This is a genomic window from Anaerostipes sp. Marseille-Q3525 (assembly GCF_018223505.1).
In the GTDB taxonomy this organism is placed as follows: Bacteria; Bacillota; Clostridia; order Lachnospirales; family Lachnospiraceae; genus Anaerostipes; species Anaerostipes amylophilus.
In genome coordinates, this window is the sequence record NZ_JAGTTT010000009.1 from 46452 (window position 1) to 64280 (window position 17829).

The 17829-nt window shown below is 37.1% G+C and carries 15 protein-coding genes; 14 read left to right on the forward strand and 1 reads right to left on the reverse strand.

The features are described 5' to 3' along the window. Positions 1-5: 5 nt before the first annotated feature. Positions 6-860 carry a YihY/virulence factor BrkB family protein gene (locus KE503_RS06010; RefSeq protein WP_212384713.1) on the reverse strand — a complete coding sequence of 285 codons (855 nt, stop codon included), beginning with the start codon at positions 858-860 and terminating at the stop codon, positions 6-8. A 431-nt stretch (positions 861-1291) separates the two neighbouring features. On the opposite strand from KE503_RS06010, the gene licT reads away from it, so the two are divergent. From licT to KE503_RS06080, 14 genes are all read left to right on the forward strand, one after another. Beyond that, on the forward strand, positions 1292-2122 hold the full coding sequence (gene licT, locus KE503_RS14855; RefSeq protein ID WP_022375039.1) for a BglG family transcription antiterminator LicT: 831 nt from the start codon (positions 1292-1294) through the stop codon (positions 2120-2122). Between the two features lie 224 nt (positions 2123-2346). Next, on the forward strand, positions 2347-3330 hold the full coding sequence (locus KE503_RS06020) for a PTS sugar transporter subunit IIB (RefSeq protein ID WP_055197472.1): 984 nt from the start codon (positions 2347-2349) through the stop codon (positions 3328-3330). A gap of 32 nt (positions 3331-3362) precedes the next feature. Further along, positions 3363-4160 (forward strand): PTS mannose/fructose/sorbose transporter subunit IIC, encoded by a 798-nt coding sequence (locus KE503_RS06025; RefSeq protein ID WP_249182984.1) that lies wholly within the window; start codon positions 3363-3365, stop codon positions 4158-4160. Positions 4161-4180: 20 nt separating this feature from the next. Next, positions 4181-5095: a PTS system mannose/fructose/sorbose family transporter subunit IID gene (locus tag KE503_RS06030; protein ID WP_117945198.1), complete on the forward strand. Its 915-nt coding sequence runs from the start codon at positions 4181-4183 to the stop codon at positions 5093-5095. A 158-nt stretch (positions 5096-5253) separates the two neighbouring features. Next, positions 5254-5646 (forward strand): DUF956 family protein, encoded by a 393-nt coding sequence (locus KE503_RS06035; protein ID WP_022375036.1) that lies wholly within the window; start codon positions 5254-5256, stop codon positions 5644-5646. Positions 5647-5681: 35 nt separating this feature from the next. Then, complete coding sequence (manA, locus tag KE503_RS06040; protein ID WP_212384714.1) at positions 5682-6617, forward strand: mannose-6-phosphate isomerase, class I; 936 nt, start codon at positions 5682-5684, stop codon at positions 6615-6617. 35 nt (positions 6618-6652) lie between these two features. Further along, positions 6653-8743 (forward strand): PTS transporter subunit IIABC, encoded by a 2091-nt coding sequence (locus KE503_RS06045; RefSeq protein ID WP_212384715.1) that lies wholly within the window; start codon positions 6653-6655, stop codon positions 8741-8743. 288 nt (positions 8744-9031) lie between these two features. Continuing rightward, positions 9032-10105 carry a C40 family peptidase gene (locus KE503_RS06050; RefSeq protein WP_212384716.1) on the forward strand — a complete coding sequence of 358 codons (1074 nt, stop codon included), beginning with the start codon at positions 9032-9034 and terminating at the stop codon, positions 10103-10105. Positions 10106-10317: 212 nt separating this feature from the next. After that, positions 10318-11655: an MATE family efflux transporter gene (locus tag KE503_RS06055; protein ID WP_212384717.1), complete on the forward strand. Its 1338-nt coding sequence runs from the start codon at positions 10318-10320 to the stop codon at positions 11653-11655. A gap of 91 nt (positions 11656-11746) precedes the next feature. Next, positions 11747-12775 carry a tRNA preQ1(34) S-adenosylmethionine ribosyltransferase-isomerase QueA gene (gene queA / locus KE503_RS06060; RefSeq protein WP_055197482.1) on the forward strand — a complete coding sequence of 343 codons (1029 nt, stop codon included), beginning with the start codon at positions 11747-11749 and terminating at the stop codon, positions 12773-12775. 62 nt (positions 12776-12837) lie between these two features. After that, positions 12838-13866, forward strand: a complete 1029-nt coding sequence (locus KE503_RS06065; protein WP_212384718.1) for a Gfo/Idh/MocA family protein — start codon at positions 12838-12840, stop codon at positions 13864-13866. A 26-nt stretch (positions 13867-13892) separates the two neighbouring features. After that, entirely contained in the window at positions 13893-15110 is a 1218-nt protein-coding gene (locus KE503_RS06070; RefSeq protein ID WP_117945192.1) for an NAD(P)/FAD-dependent oxidoreductase, read from the forward strand. 32 nt (positions 15111-15142) lie between these two features. Next, entirely contained in the window at positions 15143-15805 is a 663-nt protein-coding gene (gene cmk / locus KE503_RS06075) for a (d)CMP kinase (protein WP_022374266.1), read from the forward strand. A 41-nt stretch (positions 15806-15846) separates the two neighbouring features. Next, complete coding sequence (locus KE503_RS06080) at positions 15847-17745, forward strand: bifunctional 4-hydroxy-3-methylbut-2-enyl diphosphate reductase/30S ribosomal protein S1 (RefSeq protein WP_212384719.1); 1899 nt, start codon at positions 15847-15849, stop codon at positions 17743-17745. Positions 17746-17829: the final 84 nt, after the last annotated feature.

Consider the following 17829-nt stretch of genomic DNA (forward strand, 5'->3'; position numbering starts at 1 on the left):
CTTTGTTATCTGATTTCATAAGGAATATGAGATTGTTTCTTGCTTTTGGTTGATTGGGATATAAAATAATGATTGATCTCGGCTCCGATAAAAAGCATCATCATACAAAAATACAACCAGAACAAAGTCAGTAAGATACTTGTAAGTCCTCCGTACATGGTACTGAAAAAAGAGAAATTATCAAAATACATTGAGAAGAAGAAGGATAATACTAACCATGCAGCAGAACTAAACAATGCTCCAGGAAGAATTTCCTTTGTCTTAAAGTTTTCACTTGGCAGAAAACGATACATAATGATGAAAACAATCATAAATGTAAAGAATGCAAGTAAAAATCGGATAGCTGCGAAAAAAACACGTTTGTTTTCAAGCACAGGTTCCAATCGATATAATTGAAGCAATAAAGAATTACCAAACAGTAAAAGGATCAATCCAAATAATACGGCAATGGCTAAAAGTCCGATATAGATGCTTGAAATAAATCGTAAAACAAAATAATTTCTTTTCTCAGGAATCTCATGAATGGTATTAAGTCCTGTCATCATAGACAAGATTCCTTTCGATGCAGACCATAATAAAGTAAGGATTGTGATTGACATATAAGTTGTTGTAAGTTTTCCGTTTAAAGATCTTATGATCGGTACGAGCATTCCACTGTATTTGGGTGGCAGATAAGTAAGAACCAGTTCTATCATATCATTTGGTGTGATCGGAAAATACTTTGTAAGACTTAGTACTACGATCATAAACGGAAAAAATGAAAGAATCGTAAAGAAAGCGGCCTGTGCAGAGAACGCAGTTACGTGATCTCGCTGTGCTTTATCTATGATCGATCCAATCATGGAAATTAATTTTAACATAATTTAATACCTCGTAATTGATACCTCATAATATCATAATTCAAGCGATTGTACAAGGTTTGGATTCTAGGATCTGAGATTTGGATTTTAAGAAATATCATAAATATGCAAAAAGACATATTGCATAGAGAATAAATATGTGGTATAGTTCCTATCAGAGTAAAAAAGGAATTATAATTATTTAAAAAGAATAAACAAATTATAAAAAAATCTTAAATTATTCTATTGACAAAGTAAAAAGACCTTGTTAAAATATAAACATAAGTTAACAAGAGATTATGAGGAGGATTGTTACTGGTAGTGCAGGCTAAACCAACTTATTGAATTTCACAGCAGGGAAAGTGGAAGTATATAAGTACGGTTTATTTTTTTTGTGAAATGTGCAGCTGGTAAGACTAAAGTCTTTCCGTTGGAGAGTATGAGGTAAGGTTGTGCAGATTACAAAGATTGTAAATAATAATATTGTAATTTCAGAAGACAAGAATCATAAAGAAGTCGTGCTGATGGGTAAGGGCCTTGGTTTTCAGAAACATAAGGGAGATGAGATCAAGACAAGTCAGATTGAGAAGACTTACGTCATGAAAGACCATGGTATGACACAGCGTTTTCAGGAGATGTTAACTGATATCCCAATCGAGAGAGTGAAGATCTGCAATAAGATCATTCAATATGCGAAGGATACATTACAGAAGAATATTAATGATAATATTTATATTTCACTTACCGACCATATCAATTTTGCAATTGAGAGAGTGGAGATGGGAGTGCCGTTCCAGAATCCGTTTTTATGGGAGATCAAGAAGTTTTATTATCAGGAGTACCTGATCGGGAAAGTAGCGATCGGTATGATCGAGAAAGAATTGAAAGTGACGCTTCCTCAGGATGAAGCAGCGTTTATCGCATTACATATTGTGAATGCAGAACTTGATCTGGATATGACAGAGATGGTTTCGATGACGAAGCTTGTGAACGATATTTTAAAGATTGTGGATAAACACTTTGGAGAACAGATCGATAAGGAATCTGTTTTCTATGAGAGATTTATCACACATTTAAAGTTCTTTGCACAGAGAGTTTATATGGGCAAGGAAGTAAGAAGTGATGATACAGAATTCCAGGAGATCATAAGGAATAAGTATCACGAATGTATTGAATGCGTAGATGAAATTAAGAACTATGTGAAGAAGACTTGCAATCATGATATTACAGATGAAGAACTTATGTATTTAACCGTACATATCAAGCGAGTTACTACAAGATAAAAGTTTATATTGTTGATCAGGATTGTTACTGGTAATGCAGGCTAAACTTGATTTGAATCATGGATTTTTCAGAAAGTCCGGATTTCTTCGTGAATATATTTTTGTGGGGAGATTTGGATGATGGGAATTTGCGGATTTGAATCAGGTTTTTTTATTTATAAGAATTTCTTATAAAATATATAATTAATTAGCTTATGAAAATATAGAAAAGGAGGAATAAAAAAATGGTAGGAATTATTCTTGCTACACATGGTGATTTCGCCAAGGGTATCTTACAGTCTGGATCCATGATTTTTGGTGACCAGCCGAATGTTGCGGCTTGTACATTACAGCCAAGCATGGGACCAGAAGACATCAAGAAACAGATGGAAGATGCCATTGCCGGATTCGAAAACCAGGATGAAGTGCTGATTATGGTTGATTTATGGGGTGGAACTCCATTTAATCAGGCTAACGGATTAATTGCCGGACATGAGGACAAATGGGCAATCGTTGCTGGATTAAATCTTCCAATGTTGATTGATGCATACGCTTCCCGTATGACAATGGACACAGCACATGAAGTTGCAGCTCAGATTTCCGGAAGCGGAAAAGAAGGTGTGAGAATCTATCCAGAATCTCTTGAACCTAAGAAAGAAGAAGCTACACCAGCTGCTGCAGCAGCACCTCAGGGAGCAATCCCAGAAGGAACAGTACTTGGAGACGGTCACATTAAGATCGGTCTTACTCGTATCGACACACGTTTATTACATGGACAGGTGGCTACAACATGGACAAAGATGGTAAACCCAGACCGTATCATTGTTGTATCTGATGCCGTAGCAAAAGATGATCTTCGTAAGAGAATGATCATTGAGGCAGCACCTCCAGGAGTAAAAGCTCACGTTATCCCAATCTGGAAGATGATCGAAGTAGCAAAAGATCCAAGATTCGGTGAAACAAAAGCAATGCTTCTGTTTGAAACACCTCAGGATGTATTAAAAGCAATCGAAGGTGGAGTTGATATCAAAGAGATCAACTTAGGATCATTAGCTCATTCAACAGGTAAAGTTGTCGTAACAAAAGCCGTTGCAATGGGTAAAGAAGATGTAGAAACTTTCGAGAAACTGATCGACAAAGGTGTTACATTTAACGTACGTAAAGTACCAAGCGATTCTCCAGAAAACATGGACGAAATGCTTAAGAAAGCGAAAGCAGAACTTAAATAATCAATTTATAAAAATATATAGGAGGAATTATCATGTCAGTTATTTCAATGGTATTAGTTGTTATCGTTGCATTCCTGGCTGGTATGGAAGGTGTCCTGGATGAATTCCAGTTCCATCAGCCATTAGTAGCTTGTACATTAATCGGACTTGTAACCGGACAGCTTGTTCCTTGCATCATCCTTGGAGGTAGTCTTCAGATGATCGCTTTAGGATGGGCTAACATCGGTGCAGCCGTTGCCCCAGATGCTGCATTAGCAGCCGTTGCATCTGCAATCATTCTTGTTCAAGGTGGACAGGGAAGAGCTGGTGTTGATACTGCCATCGCAGTAGCAATCCCATTAGCAGTAGCAGGATTATTCTTAACAATGATCGTTCGTACACTTTCCGTTATCTGTGTTCATCAGATGGATGCAGCTGCTACAAAAGGTAGCTTCAAAGGTGTAGAAGCATGGCATATCATTGCAGTTTGTTTACAGGGTATCCGTATCGCGATCCCAGCAGCAGCATTACTTGCAATTCCATCATCTGCCGTAGCTGCAGCATTAAATAGTATGCCAGCATGGTTAACAGATGGTATGTCCATCGGTGGTGGTATGGTCGTAGCCGTAGGTTACGCAATGGTTATCAACATGATGGCTACAAAAGAAGTATGGCCTTTCTTCGCAATTGGTTTCTGTCTGGCTGCTGTTTCAGACTTAACACTGATCGCATTAGGTGTTATCGCTGTATCTATGGCACTGATTTACCTGAAACTGTCTGAGAATGCAGGATCTGGTAACGGTGGAAGCAATACTGGTGACCCATTAGGCGATATTTTAAATGATTATTGATTAAGAAGGAGGTAAGAAAAATGGCAGAAAATAAAGTTCAATTAACAAAAAAAGATAGATTATCTGTAGCATTACGTTCTACTTTCCTTCAGGGTTCTTGGAACTATGAACGTATGCAGAATGGTGGTTGGTGTTTCGCAATGATCCCAGCTATCAAGAAATTATACACAAACAAAGAAGATCAGATTGCAGCGTTAAAACGTCATCTGGAATTCTTCAACACACATCCTTATGTAGCATCTCCAGTAATTGGTGTTACACTGGCTCTGGAAGAAGATAAAGCAAACGGAGCACCTGTAGAAGACAGTGCGATCCAGGGTGTTAAAGTCGGAATGATGGGACCTTTAGCTGGTGTTGGTGATCCAGTATTCTGGTTCACAGCAAGACCTATCCTTGGAGCTTTAGGAGCTTCTCTTGCAATGGGTGGAAGCATCCTTGGTCCAGTTTTATTCTTCGTATTATGGAACGTTATCCGTTGGGCATTTATGTGGTATACACAGGAATTTGGTTACAACGTAGGAACAAAGATCACAGAAGACTTATCTGGTGGATTACTTCAGAAAGTTACAAAAGGAGCATCTATCCTTGGTATGTTCGTCCTTGGTGCATTGATCGAACGTTGGGTAAGTATCAACTTTACTCCAGTTGTATCTAAAGTTACATTAAGTGAAGGAGCTTATATCGATTGGGCTAAACTTCCAGCAGGAGCTGAAGGAATCAAAACTGCATTAGCACAGCAGGCATCCGGTATGGCACTTGATCCAACGAAGGTTACAACTCTTCAGGACAACTTAAACTCCCTGATTCCTGGATTTGTACCATTACTGTTAACACTGTTATGCATGTGGTTATTAAAGAAAAACGTTTCTCCAATCATCATTATCATCGCATTATTCATCGTTGGTATCGGTGGACACGTTATTGGATTATTATAAGAATGATCAAGCACATATACAAAAGGCCCGGATGTCCGGGCTTTTTGCTTATATAAGAAGAAAGTTTATATAAATAAAATAGATAAAAAGTCATCTTGTATAAGCAAAGAAAATTGTATAAAATAAACAAAGAGAACATATGAAACGAAGGAGGGCTTATGGCACAATCAATTAATACAAGAGTCGATGTTGTAGTAGAGGCAACGTCTTATCAGGGACTTACAAACTATGGAAAGATCATGGTCGGAGATAAAGGATTTGAATTCTTTAATACAAGAAATGTCAATGATTATATTCAGATTCCATGGGGAGAAGTTGATTATGTGATCGCATCTGTGATGTTTAAAGGAAAGAAGATTCCACGTTACGCGATTCAGACAAAGAAAAATGGAACTTATTCTTTTGCGTCCAAAGAACCAAAGAAAGTGTTGCGTGCGATCAACCAATATATACCATCCGAGCGTCTTGTACGTTCTTTAAGCTTCTTTGATGTGTTAAAACGTAATTTTATGCCATCTAAGAAGAGTGTGAAGATCAAAAAACAAAAGTAACTTTTGGTTACAAGATGAAAAAGGAGAAGGCTGTTATGGGACATATTTTAAGAATGAATCCGGTTTTTAAAGAAATGATCTGGGGTGGAACAAAATTAAAAGATATTTATGGATATGAGATCCCGAGTGATCACACAGGAGAGTGCTGGGCAATTTCTGCACATAAGAATGGAGATTGTACAATCGCGGATGGAGAATACGAAGGAAAAACTTTATCTTGGCTGTTTGAAAATCACAGAGAATTATTTGGAAATATCGAAGGAAATCAATTTCCATTACTTGTAAAGATCATTGATGCCAAAAATGATTTATCTGTACAGGTGCATCCAGATGATGCTTATGCCAAAGAACATGAAAATTCTCTTGGAAAAACAGAATGTTGGTTTGTACTTCAGGCAGATGAAGGAACAAAAATGGTGATGGGACATCATGCAAAAACAAAAGAAGAGTTTATAAAAGCAATTGAGGATGATGATTATGAACATCTATTAAATTCATTTAAGATCAAAGAGGGAGATTTCTTCTACATTCCATCAGGAACATTACATGCGATCTGTAGTGGATCTTTAATCTATGAAGCGCAGCAGTCTTCAGATATCACATATCGTGTCTATGATTATCATAGAAAAGATGCAGATGGAAATGAAAGACAGCTTCATGTAAAGCAGTCAATCGATGTAACAAATGTACCTGCCAACATAGATCAGAACAAAGAATTTCTTCAGACAACTCTTGAGAATGGTATAAAAACAAGATATGTTGATAGTGAATTTTTTAAAGTTGATCGTTATGAGTTGACTGGTAAAAATGTGATTCAAAATGACAATCCGTTTATGATGGTAAGTATTACGGAAGGATCTGGAACATTAGAAGAAAATAAAGTGAAAAAAGGAGATCATTTTGTTATTTGTTCTGATCAGAAAGAAGTTATTTTTGATGGTACAATGGAAATAATGATCTCTACATTGTAATCTTATAGACAGAATATATTAATAAGGAAGTTTTTATGAAAAAAGAAGGAAGAATATTTGATGTTCTGCAGAGAGTTGGACGTGCATTTATGCTTCCAATTGCCATTCTGCCGGTCGCAGGACTTTTACTTGGAATTGGACAATCATTTACGAATGAAACAATGCTTCGAACATACCATCTGATTAAGATCATGGGTCCGGGGACAGTTTTGTATGGAATTTTTAAAGTGGGAGGCGATTGTGGAAGTATCATTTTTGACAATCTTGCACTAATATTTGCAATGGGAGTTTCTATAGGAATGGCGAAGGCAGAGAAAGCTGTAGCAGCATTATCCGGGGTATTGTCTTTTTTTGTGATGCATGAAGCAATTTCATCCATGTTGTCTTTATATGGTGATACTTATACGATGCATACGGGAGCAACTGACCAGATTCTTGGAATTACATCATTGCAGTTAGGTGTATTTGGTGGAATTATTGTTGGTCTTGGGGTTGGATATCTGCATAATCGACTTTATAAAATAAAACTTCCAGAAGTTTTGTCTTTTTTTGGCGGGACGAGAGCTGTACCGATCATTTGTACCATTGTATATGTTGGAGTAGGAATTTTAATGTTCTTTATCTGGCCGCCGATTCAGGGATTAATGTATTCGCTCGGAGGAATTGTGAAAGCCTCTGGATATTTTGGAACTTTTATTTACGGAGTGCTGGAACGTGCATTGATTCCATTTGGACTGCATCATGTATTTTATCTTCCGTTCTGGCAGACATCACTTGGTGGAACGATGGAAGTGGCAGGGAAGATGGTTGATGGAGCACAGAATATCTTTTTTGCTCAGTTGGCAGATCCTGCAACCACACATTTTAATGTAGAAGCGACAAGATTTATGGCAGGAAAGTTTCCACTAATGATCTTTGGACTGCCAGGAGCAGCACTTGCAATTTATCGTTGTGCAAGACCTGAACAAAGAAAAGTTGTCGGTGGGCTTATGATTTCTGCTGCATTAACATCAATGCTTACAGGAATTACAGAACCATTGGAATTTACATTTCTGTTTATCGCTCCTGGATTATATGCAATTCATTGTATTTTTGCGGGATTTGCATATATGATGATGCATGTACTGAAAATTACAGTGGGATTAACATTTTCAGGAGGCCTTATTGATCTGTTCTTTTTTGGAATCTTGCAAGGACAGGGAAAGACAAACTGGATGATGGTAATTCCACTTGGGATTATCTATTTTATCGTATATTATTTTTTGTTCCATTTTCTGATCCTGAAATTTGATATTAAGACACCGGGAAGAGAAGAAGAAACAACAATAGAATTCGAAGAGGAGTCTGAATATGAATACAGAGAAGATTTCTCAGAAGAATTATTAGCGAAAATTGCAGCTGGCCTTGGGGGCAAAAAGAATATTGGAGATATTGACTGTTGTGTTACAAGACTTCGGTGTGGACTTAAGGATATAAGTCTGGTAGATGATGCTATGATCAGGGAAACGGGATCAAGGGGAATTCTGAAACGAGGTAACAGTATTCAGATTATCTATGGTCCACATGTAACAGTGTTGAAATCAGAATTTGAAGATTACTTAAGAACTAGACGTGCAAAGAAAGAAATCAAACAGTTACTAAAGGAAAATGTACATTCCGAGGAAGAAACGAAACAGGAAAGCATTGCCTGTCCGATCAAAGGAAAAGTGATTGAGTTAGAAGAAGTTGGAGATGAAGCATTTTCTGGAGGAATGTTAGGAGAAGGATTTGCAGTTGTTCCAGAAGAAGGAAAATTATATGCACCAGTAGATGGCATTATTGCGGCTGTATTCCGCACCAAGCATGCACTTGCTATGGAGTCAAAGGAAGGTGCAGAAGTTCTCATTCATCTAGGTCTTGATACCGTCAAACGAAATGGAAAAGGTTTTTATATGAAGGTAGAAGCCGGACAGAAAGTGAAAAAAGGAGAACTTATTTGTGAGTTTGATTTAGAAGATATAAAAGCAGATGGATATGTTATGACAACTCCAGTCGTTATAAGTAATAATGCAGAATATGCAAGCATTGCATTAAATCATATCGGAGAGTGTAATGTAGGGGAAGAAATTTTAACTATCTACAAATAGGTAACTATAAAATTAAATATAGATACAATTCTTAAACTTAAAAAGAAGGGATGTTATTTATGATCGATATTAGATTATAAATAACATCCCTTCTTTTTGTTTGCATGCGAAAAATAGTAGAAATAAAAAATTTTAAATCAATATAATCGACATAATGTTACAAAAATCAATAAAATATTACAATAATATTACGAAATAATAATGAAAAGTATTGACATACTATCTATAAGTGCTATAATACACACATACTCGAGTTAACAAAATTGTAACATTTAAAGGAGGAACATTATGATAACGAGGAAAATGAGACTATCGATGGCGATGCTTACGATTGTAGCAAGTATGTTAACGACAGGAAATATAAAAGCAGATGAGAAAAATACGACAAAAGAAACCAATACAATAACAAACAGCAAGTATGCGAATAAGGCAGTTGCAGATATTTATTCTACAACGACATTGAATGTTCGAAAAAAAGGAAGTACAAATGCGAAGATCTTAGGAAAAATGAAAAAAGGGAATATTGCAACCGTGTTAAAGAGAGGATCAGAATGGTCAAAAGTAAGATCAGGAAATGTTACAGGGTATGTAAAAAATCAGTATCTTGTTTTTGGAGATGAAATTGAGAATTTTGCGAAACAAAATGTGAAGAAAATAGCCAAAGTTCAGGCAGAAACATTAAGAGTTCGCAAGAATGCGTCTACGGAATCGAAGATTATTGCATTGGCATCTAAAGATGATAAATTAAAAGTTAAGAAGCAGAACGGTGATTGGGCAAAAGTCAAAGTTGATGGTAAAACAGGATATGTCTCAAAAGATTATGCAAAAGTAACATACTCTTTTGGAAAAGCAAAATCCATGAAACAGATTCAGGCGGCGGAAAAAGCAAAGGAACAAGCAAAACATGCAACCAAAACAAGAGATGAAACTGCAAAAACAAGTTTTGCACAGACAACAAAGAAAGCTTCTGTATCATACAGCAGCTCGTCAGTGACAGGAAGTAGAATGGCAAGTTATGCACAACAGTTTGTTGGAAATCCATATCGTTATGGAGGAAACAGTTTAACAAGGGGAATTGACTGCTCTGGATTTACACAGCAGATCATGGCAAAATTTGGATACAGCATCAGCCGTACAAGCAGTTCTCAGGCAGGGGATGGAAGAGCAGTATCTACAAGCAACTTAAGAGCTGGGGATTTAGTGTTTTACGGAGATGGTGGAAGTATCAATCATGTGGCACTTTATATCGGTGGTGGTCAGGTGGTACATGCAAGTAATTCTGCACCATATCCAAGAGGTGGAATTAAGATTTCAAATGTAAATTACAGAACACCAATCTGTGCGAGACGTATCATAGGATAGAAAAAGAACTACGAATATTGTTTGTATATGAAAAGAGCGCAGGAGAGCAATTCATGTCGGATTGGTCTTCTGTGTTCCTTTTTTTATATATTTGGTATGAAAATAAAAAATTAAAGTTCTGATGTTGACAGAAGAACATCAGATTTATAAAATGAAAAAGGAATATTTTTGGTTAGGAAAATAAAGACAGAAAAGAGATGTAGAAAGAAAGCATGAAAGAAAGACGTTTCACAAACAAAAAGCTGATCGCTCTTATGTTACCATTGGCAGTAGATCAGCTTTTAAATTCATTTATGGGTACGGTAGATACTCTTGTGGTCAGTAACTTAGGATCGGCAGCAATTTCAGCGGTCAGTTTAGTGGACTCCATCAATATTTTGGTTGTTCAGGCATTTTTTGCATTGGCTTCTGGTGGTACGGTTGTTTGTTCACATTATCTTGGGTGTGAGAAAAAGGAGAGGGCAACGAATGCAGCCAGACAGTTAGTGTTTATTACATTCGCCATGTCACTGATCATTGCAATTGCATGTCATTTATTCAGCAGTCAGATTCTTGGTTTGATCTTTGGTCAGGTGGAACCAGCAGTCATGGAGAATGCAAAGAAGTATTTCTTTTTTTCTGCAATGTCCTATCCATTTATTGCATTGTACGATGACGGAGCCTGCATTTTAAGAGCACAGGAGAACAGTAAACTTCCAATGCAGATTTCATTTATTGCAAATGGAATTAATGTCGTATTGAATCTAGTGTTTGTATGGATTTTTCATTTTGGAGTAGCAGGATCTTCTGCAGCAACAATGATCGCCAGAGCATTTGCAATGATCGCAGTACTTTATAAATTAAGAAGCCCAAATATGAAAGTGCAGCTTAGAGATTATTTTTCAATTCGTCCGGAATGGAAAGAAATCAAGCGTATTTTACATATCGGGATACCATCAGGAATTGAAAATGGAATGTTCCAGTTTGGAAAACTTGCAATTCAATCAACAGTATCTTTAATGGGAACGGCGGCAATCGCAGCACAGGGAATGACGAATATCATCGAGAACTTAAATGGAATCATGTCGATTGGAATGGGAATTGGCTTGATGACAGTTGTTGGAGAATGCCTTGGTGCAGGAGAGAAGGAAGAGGCTGCATATTATATAAAGAAGATTTCTATTGCAGCAGAAGTAGTGTTGATCATTACGTGTTTATTAATGTTTGGACTTACTTACCCGATCACTTATTTTGGAGGAATGGAGCCAGAGAGTGCTAAACTTTGCATCTTCATGGTAACATGCATTACGATCGTAAAACCAATTGTATGGATCATGGCTTTTATTCCACCATATGGGTTCAGAGCTGCAGGAGATGTGAAGTTTACGATGACGACATCCATGTTATGTATGTGGCTTTGCAGAGTTGTACTTGCAATGGTACTTGCAAGAGTGTTCCATATGGGACCAATCGCAGTGTGGATCGGAATGTTTACGGACTGGACGATTCGTGCAATTATTTATACAGTACGATTTAGAAATAGAAAGTGGCTTGCACATCAGGTTATCTGATGTGCGTTGCGGATCATGGTGGTTCGTGTTATACTAAAATGTATTTGAATATTAGAAAAATGAAGAAATAGATAGAAGGGATACAGAGAAGATGAAAGTATCAGATTTTACATTTGATTTACCAGAAGAACTGATCGCTCAGGATCCGCTTGAGGACAGATCAAGTTCCAGATTATTAACATTAGATAAGAATACAGGAGAGATCGGGCATGATATCTTCCATAACATTGTAAATTATTTAAAACCAGGAGATTGTCTTGTGTTAAATAATACAAAAGTAATTCCAGCAAGACTGATCGGGGCTAAAGAAGAAACAGGTGGAAAAGTTGAGGTTCTGCTTCTTAAGAGAAAACAGGACAATGTATGGGAAACACTTGTAAAACCAGGAAAGAAAGCACGTCCAGGAGCAAGAATCTCTTTTGGAGATGGGAAATTAGTTGGTGAAGTCATTGATGTTGTTGATGAAGGAAACCGTTTGGTGAAGTTTGAATATGAGGGAATTTTTGAAGAAGTGTTAGATGAACTTGGGCAGATGCCATTACCACCATATATTACTCATCAGTTAAAAGATAAGAACCGCTACCAGACAGTTTATGCCAAATATGATGGTTCAGCAGCAGCACCAACAGCGGGATTGCATTTTACAAAAGAATTATTGCAGCAGATTAAAGACATGGGAGTCAATATCGCATATGTGACACTTCATGTAGGACTTGGTACGTTTCGTCCTGTCAAAGTAGATGATGTCTTAGATCATCATATGCATTCTGAATTTTACAGAATCGAAGAAGATGATGCGAAACTCATCAATGAGACAAAGAAAAATGGTGGAAGAGTTATTTCTGTCGGAACAACAAGTACAAGAACATTGGAATCTGTTGCAGAAGAAGATGGGACACTCCATGCTAAGAGCGGATGGACAGACATCTTTATCTATCCAGGATATAAATTTAAAGTAATTGATGGACTGATCACAAACTTTCATCTGCCAGAATCTACATTATTAATGTTAGTTTCTGCTCTTGCTGGAAGAGAACATATTTTAAATGCTTATAATATCGCAGTTAAAGAAAGATACAGATTCTTCTCATTTGGGGATGCTATGTTTATTCATCCATAAGAAGAATTTATGATAAAATGTATTGAGGTATTATTTTAAAGATAAGAAATGGAGGAACCCTTATGAAACTTGCACTGATTGGAACAGGAAAGATCATCGAAGATGCATTATTTGCAATGGAACCAGTGAAAACAATTGAGAGAACGGCAGTTTTTGCAAGACCTCACAGCAGGGATAAGGCAGAAAAACTTGCAAAACAGTATGCGATCAAAGAAGTCTACACAGACTATGAAGAGTTATTGAAAAAGACAGAAGCTGATACTGTTTACATTGGCTTGGTCAACAGTGCCCATTATCCATATGCGAAACAGGCATTATTAGCAGGAAAAAATGTAATTCTTGAAAAACCATTTACTGGGTTTTATGAGGAAACCAAAGAACTGGCACAGATCGCAAATGAAAAGAAATTATTTATTTTTGAAGCAATTACAGTACTTCACAATGAAGTGTTCTATGAGATGAAGAAAAACTTAAATAAACTAGGAAATATTCGTATGGCACTGTGCAATTATTCTCAGTACTCCAGCCGTTACGATGCATATTTAGAAGGAGATATCACACATTCTTTTGATCCTGCATATTATGGAGGTTCATTATATGATATCAACGTCTATAATATTCATTATTGTGTAGGATTATTTGGAGAGCCAAAGGATGCGACATATTATCCAAATATCGGACCAAATGGAATTGATACATCAGGAACACTTGTGATGGAATATGATGGATTCAGTGCGGTTTGTACAGGAAGTAAAGATTCAGATAGTCCAGGATATGTCTGTGTTCAGGGTGAAAAAGGTTTTATGAAAGTAGATTCTAAACCAAACATTGCTTCTGAATTAAAGACGGTTTATGCAGATGAAAATATCAAAGAAAAAGTAAAAGATGCAGCAGGAGCGATGGTTCGTGCAACGATCACAGAAGATTATAAGGCTCCAGAGCATTACCACCGCATGACACAGGAATTTACAGATTTTGCAAGAGTCATTGATGAAAAAGATTATGAGACGGCAAAAGAATTTTTGGATGAGACAGTTGCGGTTGTGAAAGTACTTGAGACTGCAAGAAAGAAAGCTGAAATCGAGTTTTAATATTACATTATAGAAGGAAGTAACCTATGAAAGTAATCATTATCGGTGGCGGTGCTGCTGGCATGCTGGCTGCATATCAGGCAGCAAAATGTGGAAACGATGTTTCTTTATACGAAAAAAATGAAAAATTAGGAAAGAAGATATTTATCACAGGAAAAGGCCGCTGTAATGTGACAAATGCCTGTGAGGTCGAAGAATTGTTAGATCATGTCGTAACGAATAAAGAGTTTTTGTACAGTGGTTTCTATTCATTTACGAATAATGCAATGATGGAATTGTTAGAAGAGCTTGGATGCCCGCTCAAAGTAGAAAGAGGAAACCGAGTATTTCCAGTATCCGATCATTCTTCGGATGTTATTGCAGCATTGCAGAGAGGGCTTAGAAAAGAGAATGTTGATATTTATTTAAATACAACAGTTAAAAAGATTCTGAGTGAAGACGGAACTGTAACAGGAGTTAGATTGGCATCTGGAGACACGGTGAAGGCTGATAAAGTCATTGTTGCAACAGGAGGTATGTCCTATCAGACAACAGGATCTACGGGTGATGGGTATGATTTTGCAAGAAAAGCAGGACATAAAGTGACAAAACTTACCCCGGCACTTGTGCCATTTGAGATTAAAGAAGATTTCTGCAAACAGCTAATGGGATTGTCCTTAAGAAATGTCGCAGTGAAGATGACAGCAGATGGCAAAAAGATTTATGAAGATTTTGGAGAAATGCTTTTTACGCATTTTGGAATTAGTGGACCGGTTGTTTTAAGTGCCAGCAGTTATATCGGAAAATATCAAGGAAAAGAATTAAAATTTATGATTGACCTGAAACCGGCACTTAATAAAGACCAATTAGATCACAGAGTATTAAAAGATTTCAACAAGGCACTCAATAAAGATTTTGTAAATTCTTTGGATAATCTTTTGCCGAAAAAGCTGATACCTGTTATCGTAGAATTATCAGGAATTCCAGAACATAAGAAAGTTAATGAGATCACGAAGAAAGAAAGAGAAACTTTGGTTTCTTTATTAAAACGTCTTGAACTTACGATCACTGGAGTCAGAGGATTTAAAGAAGCGATCATCACACAGGGTGGAGTTAATGTGAAAGAAATAGATCCTGGAACGATGGAATCAAAGAAAGTCAAAGGATTATATTTTGCAGGAGAAGTCTTAGATCTTGATGCGGTTACAGGTGGATTTAATCTACAGATCGCATGGTCAACAGGCTATCTTGCAGGAATGAATTAGTATATCAAGAAGCAGATCAGGAGGAAAAGGTAATGTACAGTATTGCGATTGACGGACCAGCGGGAGCAGGGAAAAGCACGATTGCAAAAACAATTGCAAAGAAACTAGAATTTATTTATGTAGACACAGGGGCGATGTATCGTGCTATGGCACTTTATTTTATCAGACACGAGATCGATCCAAAAAATGAAGAAGCAATCAATAAAGCGTGCCCAGATATTCATGTAAGTATCAATTATGAAGATGGGGTGCAGCAAGTATTATTAAATGGGGAGAATGTAAATGGTCTGATACGCACCGAAGAAGTTGGAAATATGGCTTCTAAAACATCTGCTTATAAGACGGTTCGCGCAACACTTCTGGATCTTCAGAGAGATCTTGCCAAGACAGCCAATATCTTAATGGACGGGAGAGATATCGGAACCAATGTACTGCCAGATGCAGACTTGAAAATTTATTTAACAGCATCATCCAAAGTAAGAGCTGAGCGTCGCTACAAAGAGTTAGTAGAAAAAGGCGTGAAAGCGGATTTTAATAAGATTGAAGAAGATATCATCATCCGTGACCGTCAGGATATGGAACGAGAGATCGCACCCCTAAAACAGGCAGACGATGCAGTGCTTGTTGATTCTTCTGATATGACGATCGAAGAAGTTGTCGATGCGATCGTTGCGGAATTTGAGAAAGTAAAATAATTGCGTTTGCAAAGATTCATTTACAAACAGTGAGGGTAAAGATGGAAGTTATTTTAGCCAAAACAGCAGGATTTTGTTTCGGGGTGAAGCGTGCGGTTGATACGGTTTACAAAGAAGCAGGGAAGAAAAATGTATACACATACGGACCGATCATTCACAATTCAGAGGTTGTCAATGACCTGAAGAAAAAGGGTGTGGAAGTGATCAATTCCAGAGAAGAATTAGAAGCTTTGGAAGAAGGAACTGTGATCATCCGTTCTCATGGAGTTGCAAGAGAGATCTATGATCTGATCTATAAAAAAGGATTAGAATTAGTTGATGCGACATGTCCATTTGTAAGAAAAATCCATAAGATTGTAGAGAAAGCAGGCAACGATGGCAATCAGGTGATCATTGTTGGAAGTGAGCAGCATCCGGAAGTTCAGGGAATTAAAGGATGGTGTACTGGAGAAGTACATATCATCTCAGAAGCAAGTCAGCTTGATGGAATTGATCTTAATAAGCCAACCACTCTTGTATCACAAACGACATTTAATTACAAGAAATTTCAAGATTTAGTTGAAATTCTGAATAAAAAGGGTTATGATATAGGAGTATGTAATACAATATGTAATGCCACGGAAGAGCGTCAACTGGAAGCAAAGTCTATCGCTAAGGGTGTAGATGCAATGGTTGTGATCGGAGATAAGCAAAGCTCCAACAGCCAGAAGTTATATGAGATTAGTAAGAAAGAGTGTGAGAACACCTTTTTTGTGCAGACACTTAGAGACCTGGATTTGAAACTTTTTGAATCGACTGGTAAGGTAGGTATTACAGCGGGGGCCTCAACCCCACAGAAAATTATCAAGGAGGTTCATGCTAGCATGACAGAAAAGAGTTTTGAAGAATTATTAGAGGAAAGTTTTGTGACAATTCACAACGGAGAGGTAGTGAAAGGTACAGTTATCGATGTGAAACCAGATGAGATCATCTTAAACATCGGATACAAAGCAGATGGTATCTTAACAAGAAGTGAATACTCTAATGATTCAGCCAACGTAGATTTAACAACTGTTGCTAAAGTTGGTGATACTATGGAGACTAAGGTATTAAAAGTGAATGATGGAGAAGGACAGGTTCTTCTTACTTATAAGAGATTAGCAGCTGAAAAAGGAAACAAACGTTTAGAAGAAGCTTACGAGAACAAAGAAGTCTTAAAAGCACCTGTAGCTCAGGTATTAGATGGTGGATTAAGCGTACTGATCGACGAAGCTCGTGTATTCATCCCAGCAAGCTTAGTTTCTGATTCTTACGAAAGAGACTTAAAGAAATATGAAGGACAGGAAATCGAATTCGTTATCAGTGAGTTCAATCCTCGTAAGAGAAGAGTCATCGGAGATCGTAAACAGTTATTAGTAGCTGCTAAGAAAGAAAAACAGAAAGAATTATTCGAGAAGATCGAACCAGGAATGAAAGTAGAAGGAGTAGTTAAGAATGTAACAGACTTCGGTGCATTCATCGATTTAGGTGGAGCAGACGGACTTCTTCATATTTCTGAAATGTCTTGGGGACGTGTTGAAAACCCTAAGAAGGTCTTCAATATTGGAGATAAAGTAACAGTTCTGATCAAGGATATTCAGGGAGAAAAGATTGCATTAAGCTTAAAATTCCCAGAAGAAAATCCATGGTTAAAAGCAGAAGAGAAATACAAAGTAGGAAGTGTTGTAACTGGTAAAGTTGCACGTATGACAGATTTCGGAGCATTCGTTGAATTAGAATCAGGAATCGATGCACTTCTTCACGTTTTTCAGATTGCAAAAGAACATATCGACAAACCATCTGACGTATTAAGCGTTGGACAGGAAATCGAAGCTAAAGTAGTTGACTTCAAGAAAGATGATAAGAAGATCAGCTTAAGCATGAAAGCATTAGCTAACGAAGAAGAAAAAACAGAAGAATAAGATTTTTATCAAGGAATCCTGATTTTTATAAATCAGGATTCTTTTTTCATACAAGTATTGTAAAAAAAGACGTTTTGCGATATA

Coding starts and splice junctions, on each gene's coding strand:
- KE503_RS06050 (WP_212384716.1), top strand. CDS start 9,032: ATGATAACGAGGAAAATGAGACTATCGATGGCGATGCTTACGATTGTA.
- KE503_RS06065 (WP_212384718.1), top strand. CDS start 12,838: ATGAAACTTGCACTGATTGGAACAGGAAAGATCATCGAAGATGCATTA.
- queA (WP_055197482.1), top strand. CDS start 11,747: ATGAAAGTATCAGATTTTACATTTGATTTACCAGAAGAACTGATCGCT.
- manA (WP_212384714.1), top strand. CDS start 5,682: ATGGGACATATTTTAAGAATGAATCCGGTTTTTAAAGAAATGATCTGG.
- KE503_RS06010 (WP_212384713.1), bottom strand. CDS start 860: ATGTTAAAATTAATTTCCATGATTGGATCGATCATAGATAAAGCACAG.
- KE503_RS06080 (WP_212384719.1), top strand. CDS start 15,847: ATGGAAGTTATTTTAGCCAAAACAGCAGGATTTTGTTTCGGGGTGAAG.
- KE503_RS06025 (WP_249182984.1), top strand. CDS start 3,363: ATGTCAGTTATTTCAATGGTATTAGTTGTTATCGTTGCATTCCTGGCT.
- KE503_RS06030 (WP_117945198.1), top strand. CDS start 4,181: ATGGCAGAAAATAAAGTTCAATTAACAAAAAAAGATAGATTATCTGTA.
- KE503_RS06035 (WP_022375036.1), top strand. CDS start 5,254: ATGGCACAATCAATTAATACAAGAGTCGATGTTGTAGTAGAGGCAACG.
- KE503_RS06070 (WP_117945192.1), top strand. CDS start 13,893: ATGAAAGTAATCATTATCGGTGGCGGTGCTGCTGGCATGCTGGCTGCA.
- KE503_RS06020 (WP_055197472.1), top strand. CDS start 2,347: ATGGTAGGAATTATTCTTGCTACACATGGTGATTTCGCCAAGGGTATC.
- KE503_RS06055 (WP_212384717.1), top strand. CDS start 10,318: ATGAAAGAAAGACGTTTCACAAACAAAAAGCTGATCGCTCTTATGTTA.
- KE503_RS06045 (WP_212384715.1), top strand. CDS start 6,653: ATGAAAAAAGAAGGAAGAATATTTGATGTTCTGCAGAGAGTTGGACGT.
- cmk (WP_022374266.1), top strand. CDS start 15,143: ATGTACAGTATTGCGATTGACGGACCAGCGGGAGCAGGGAAAAGCACG.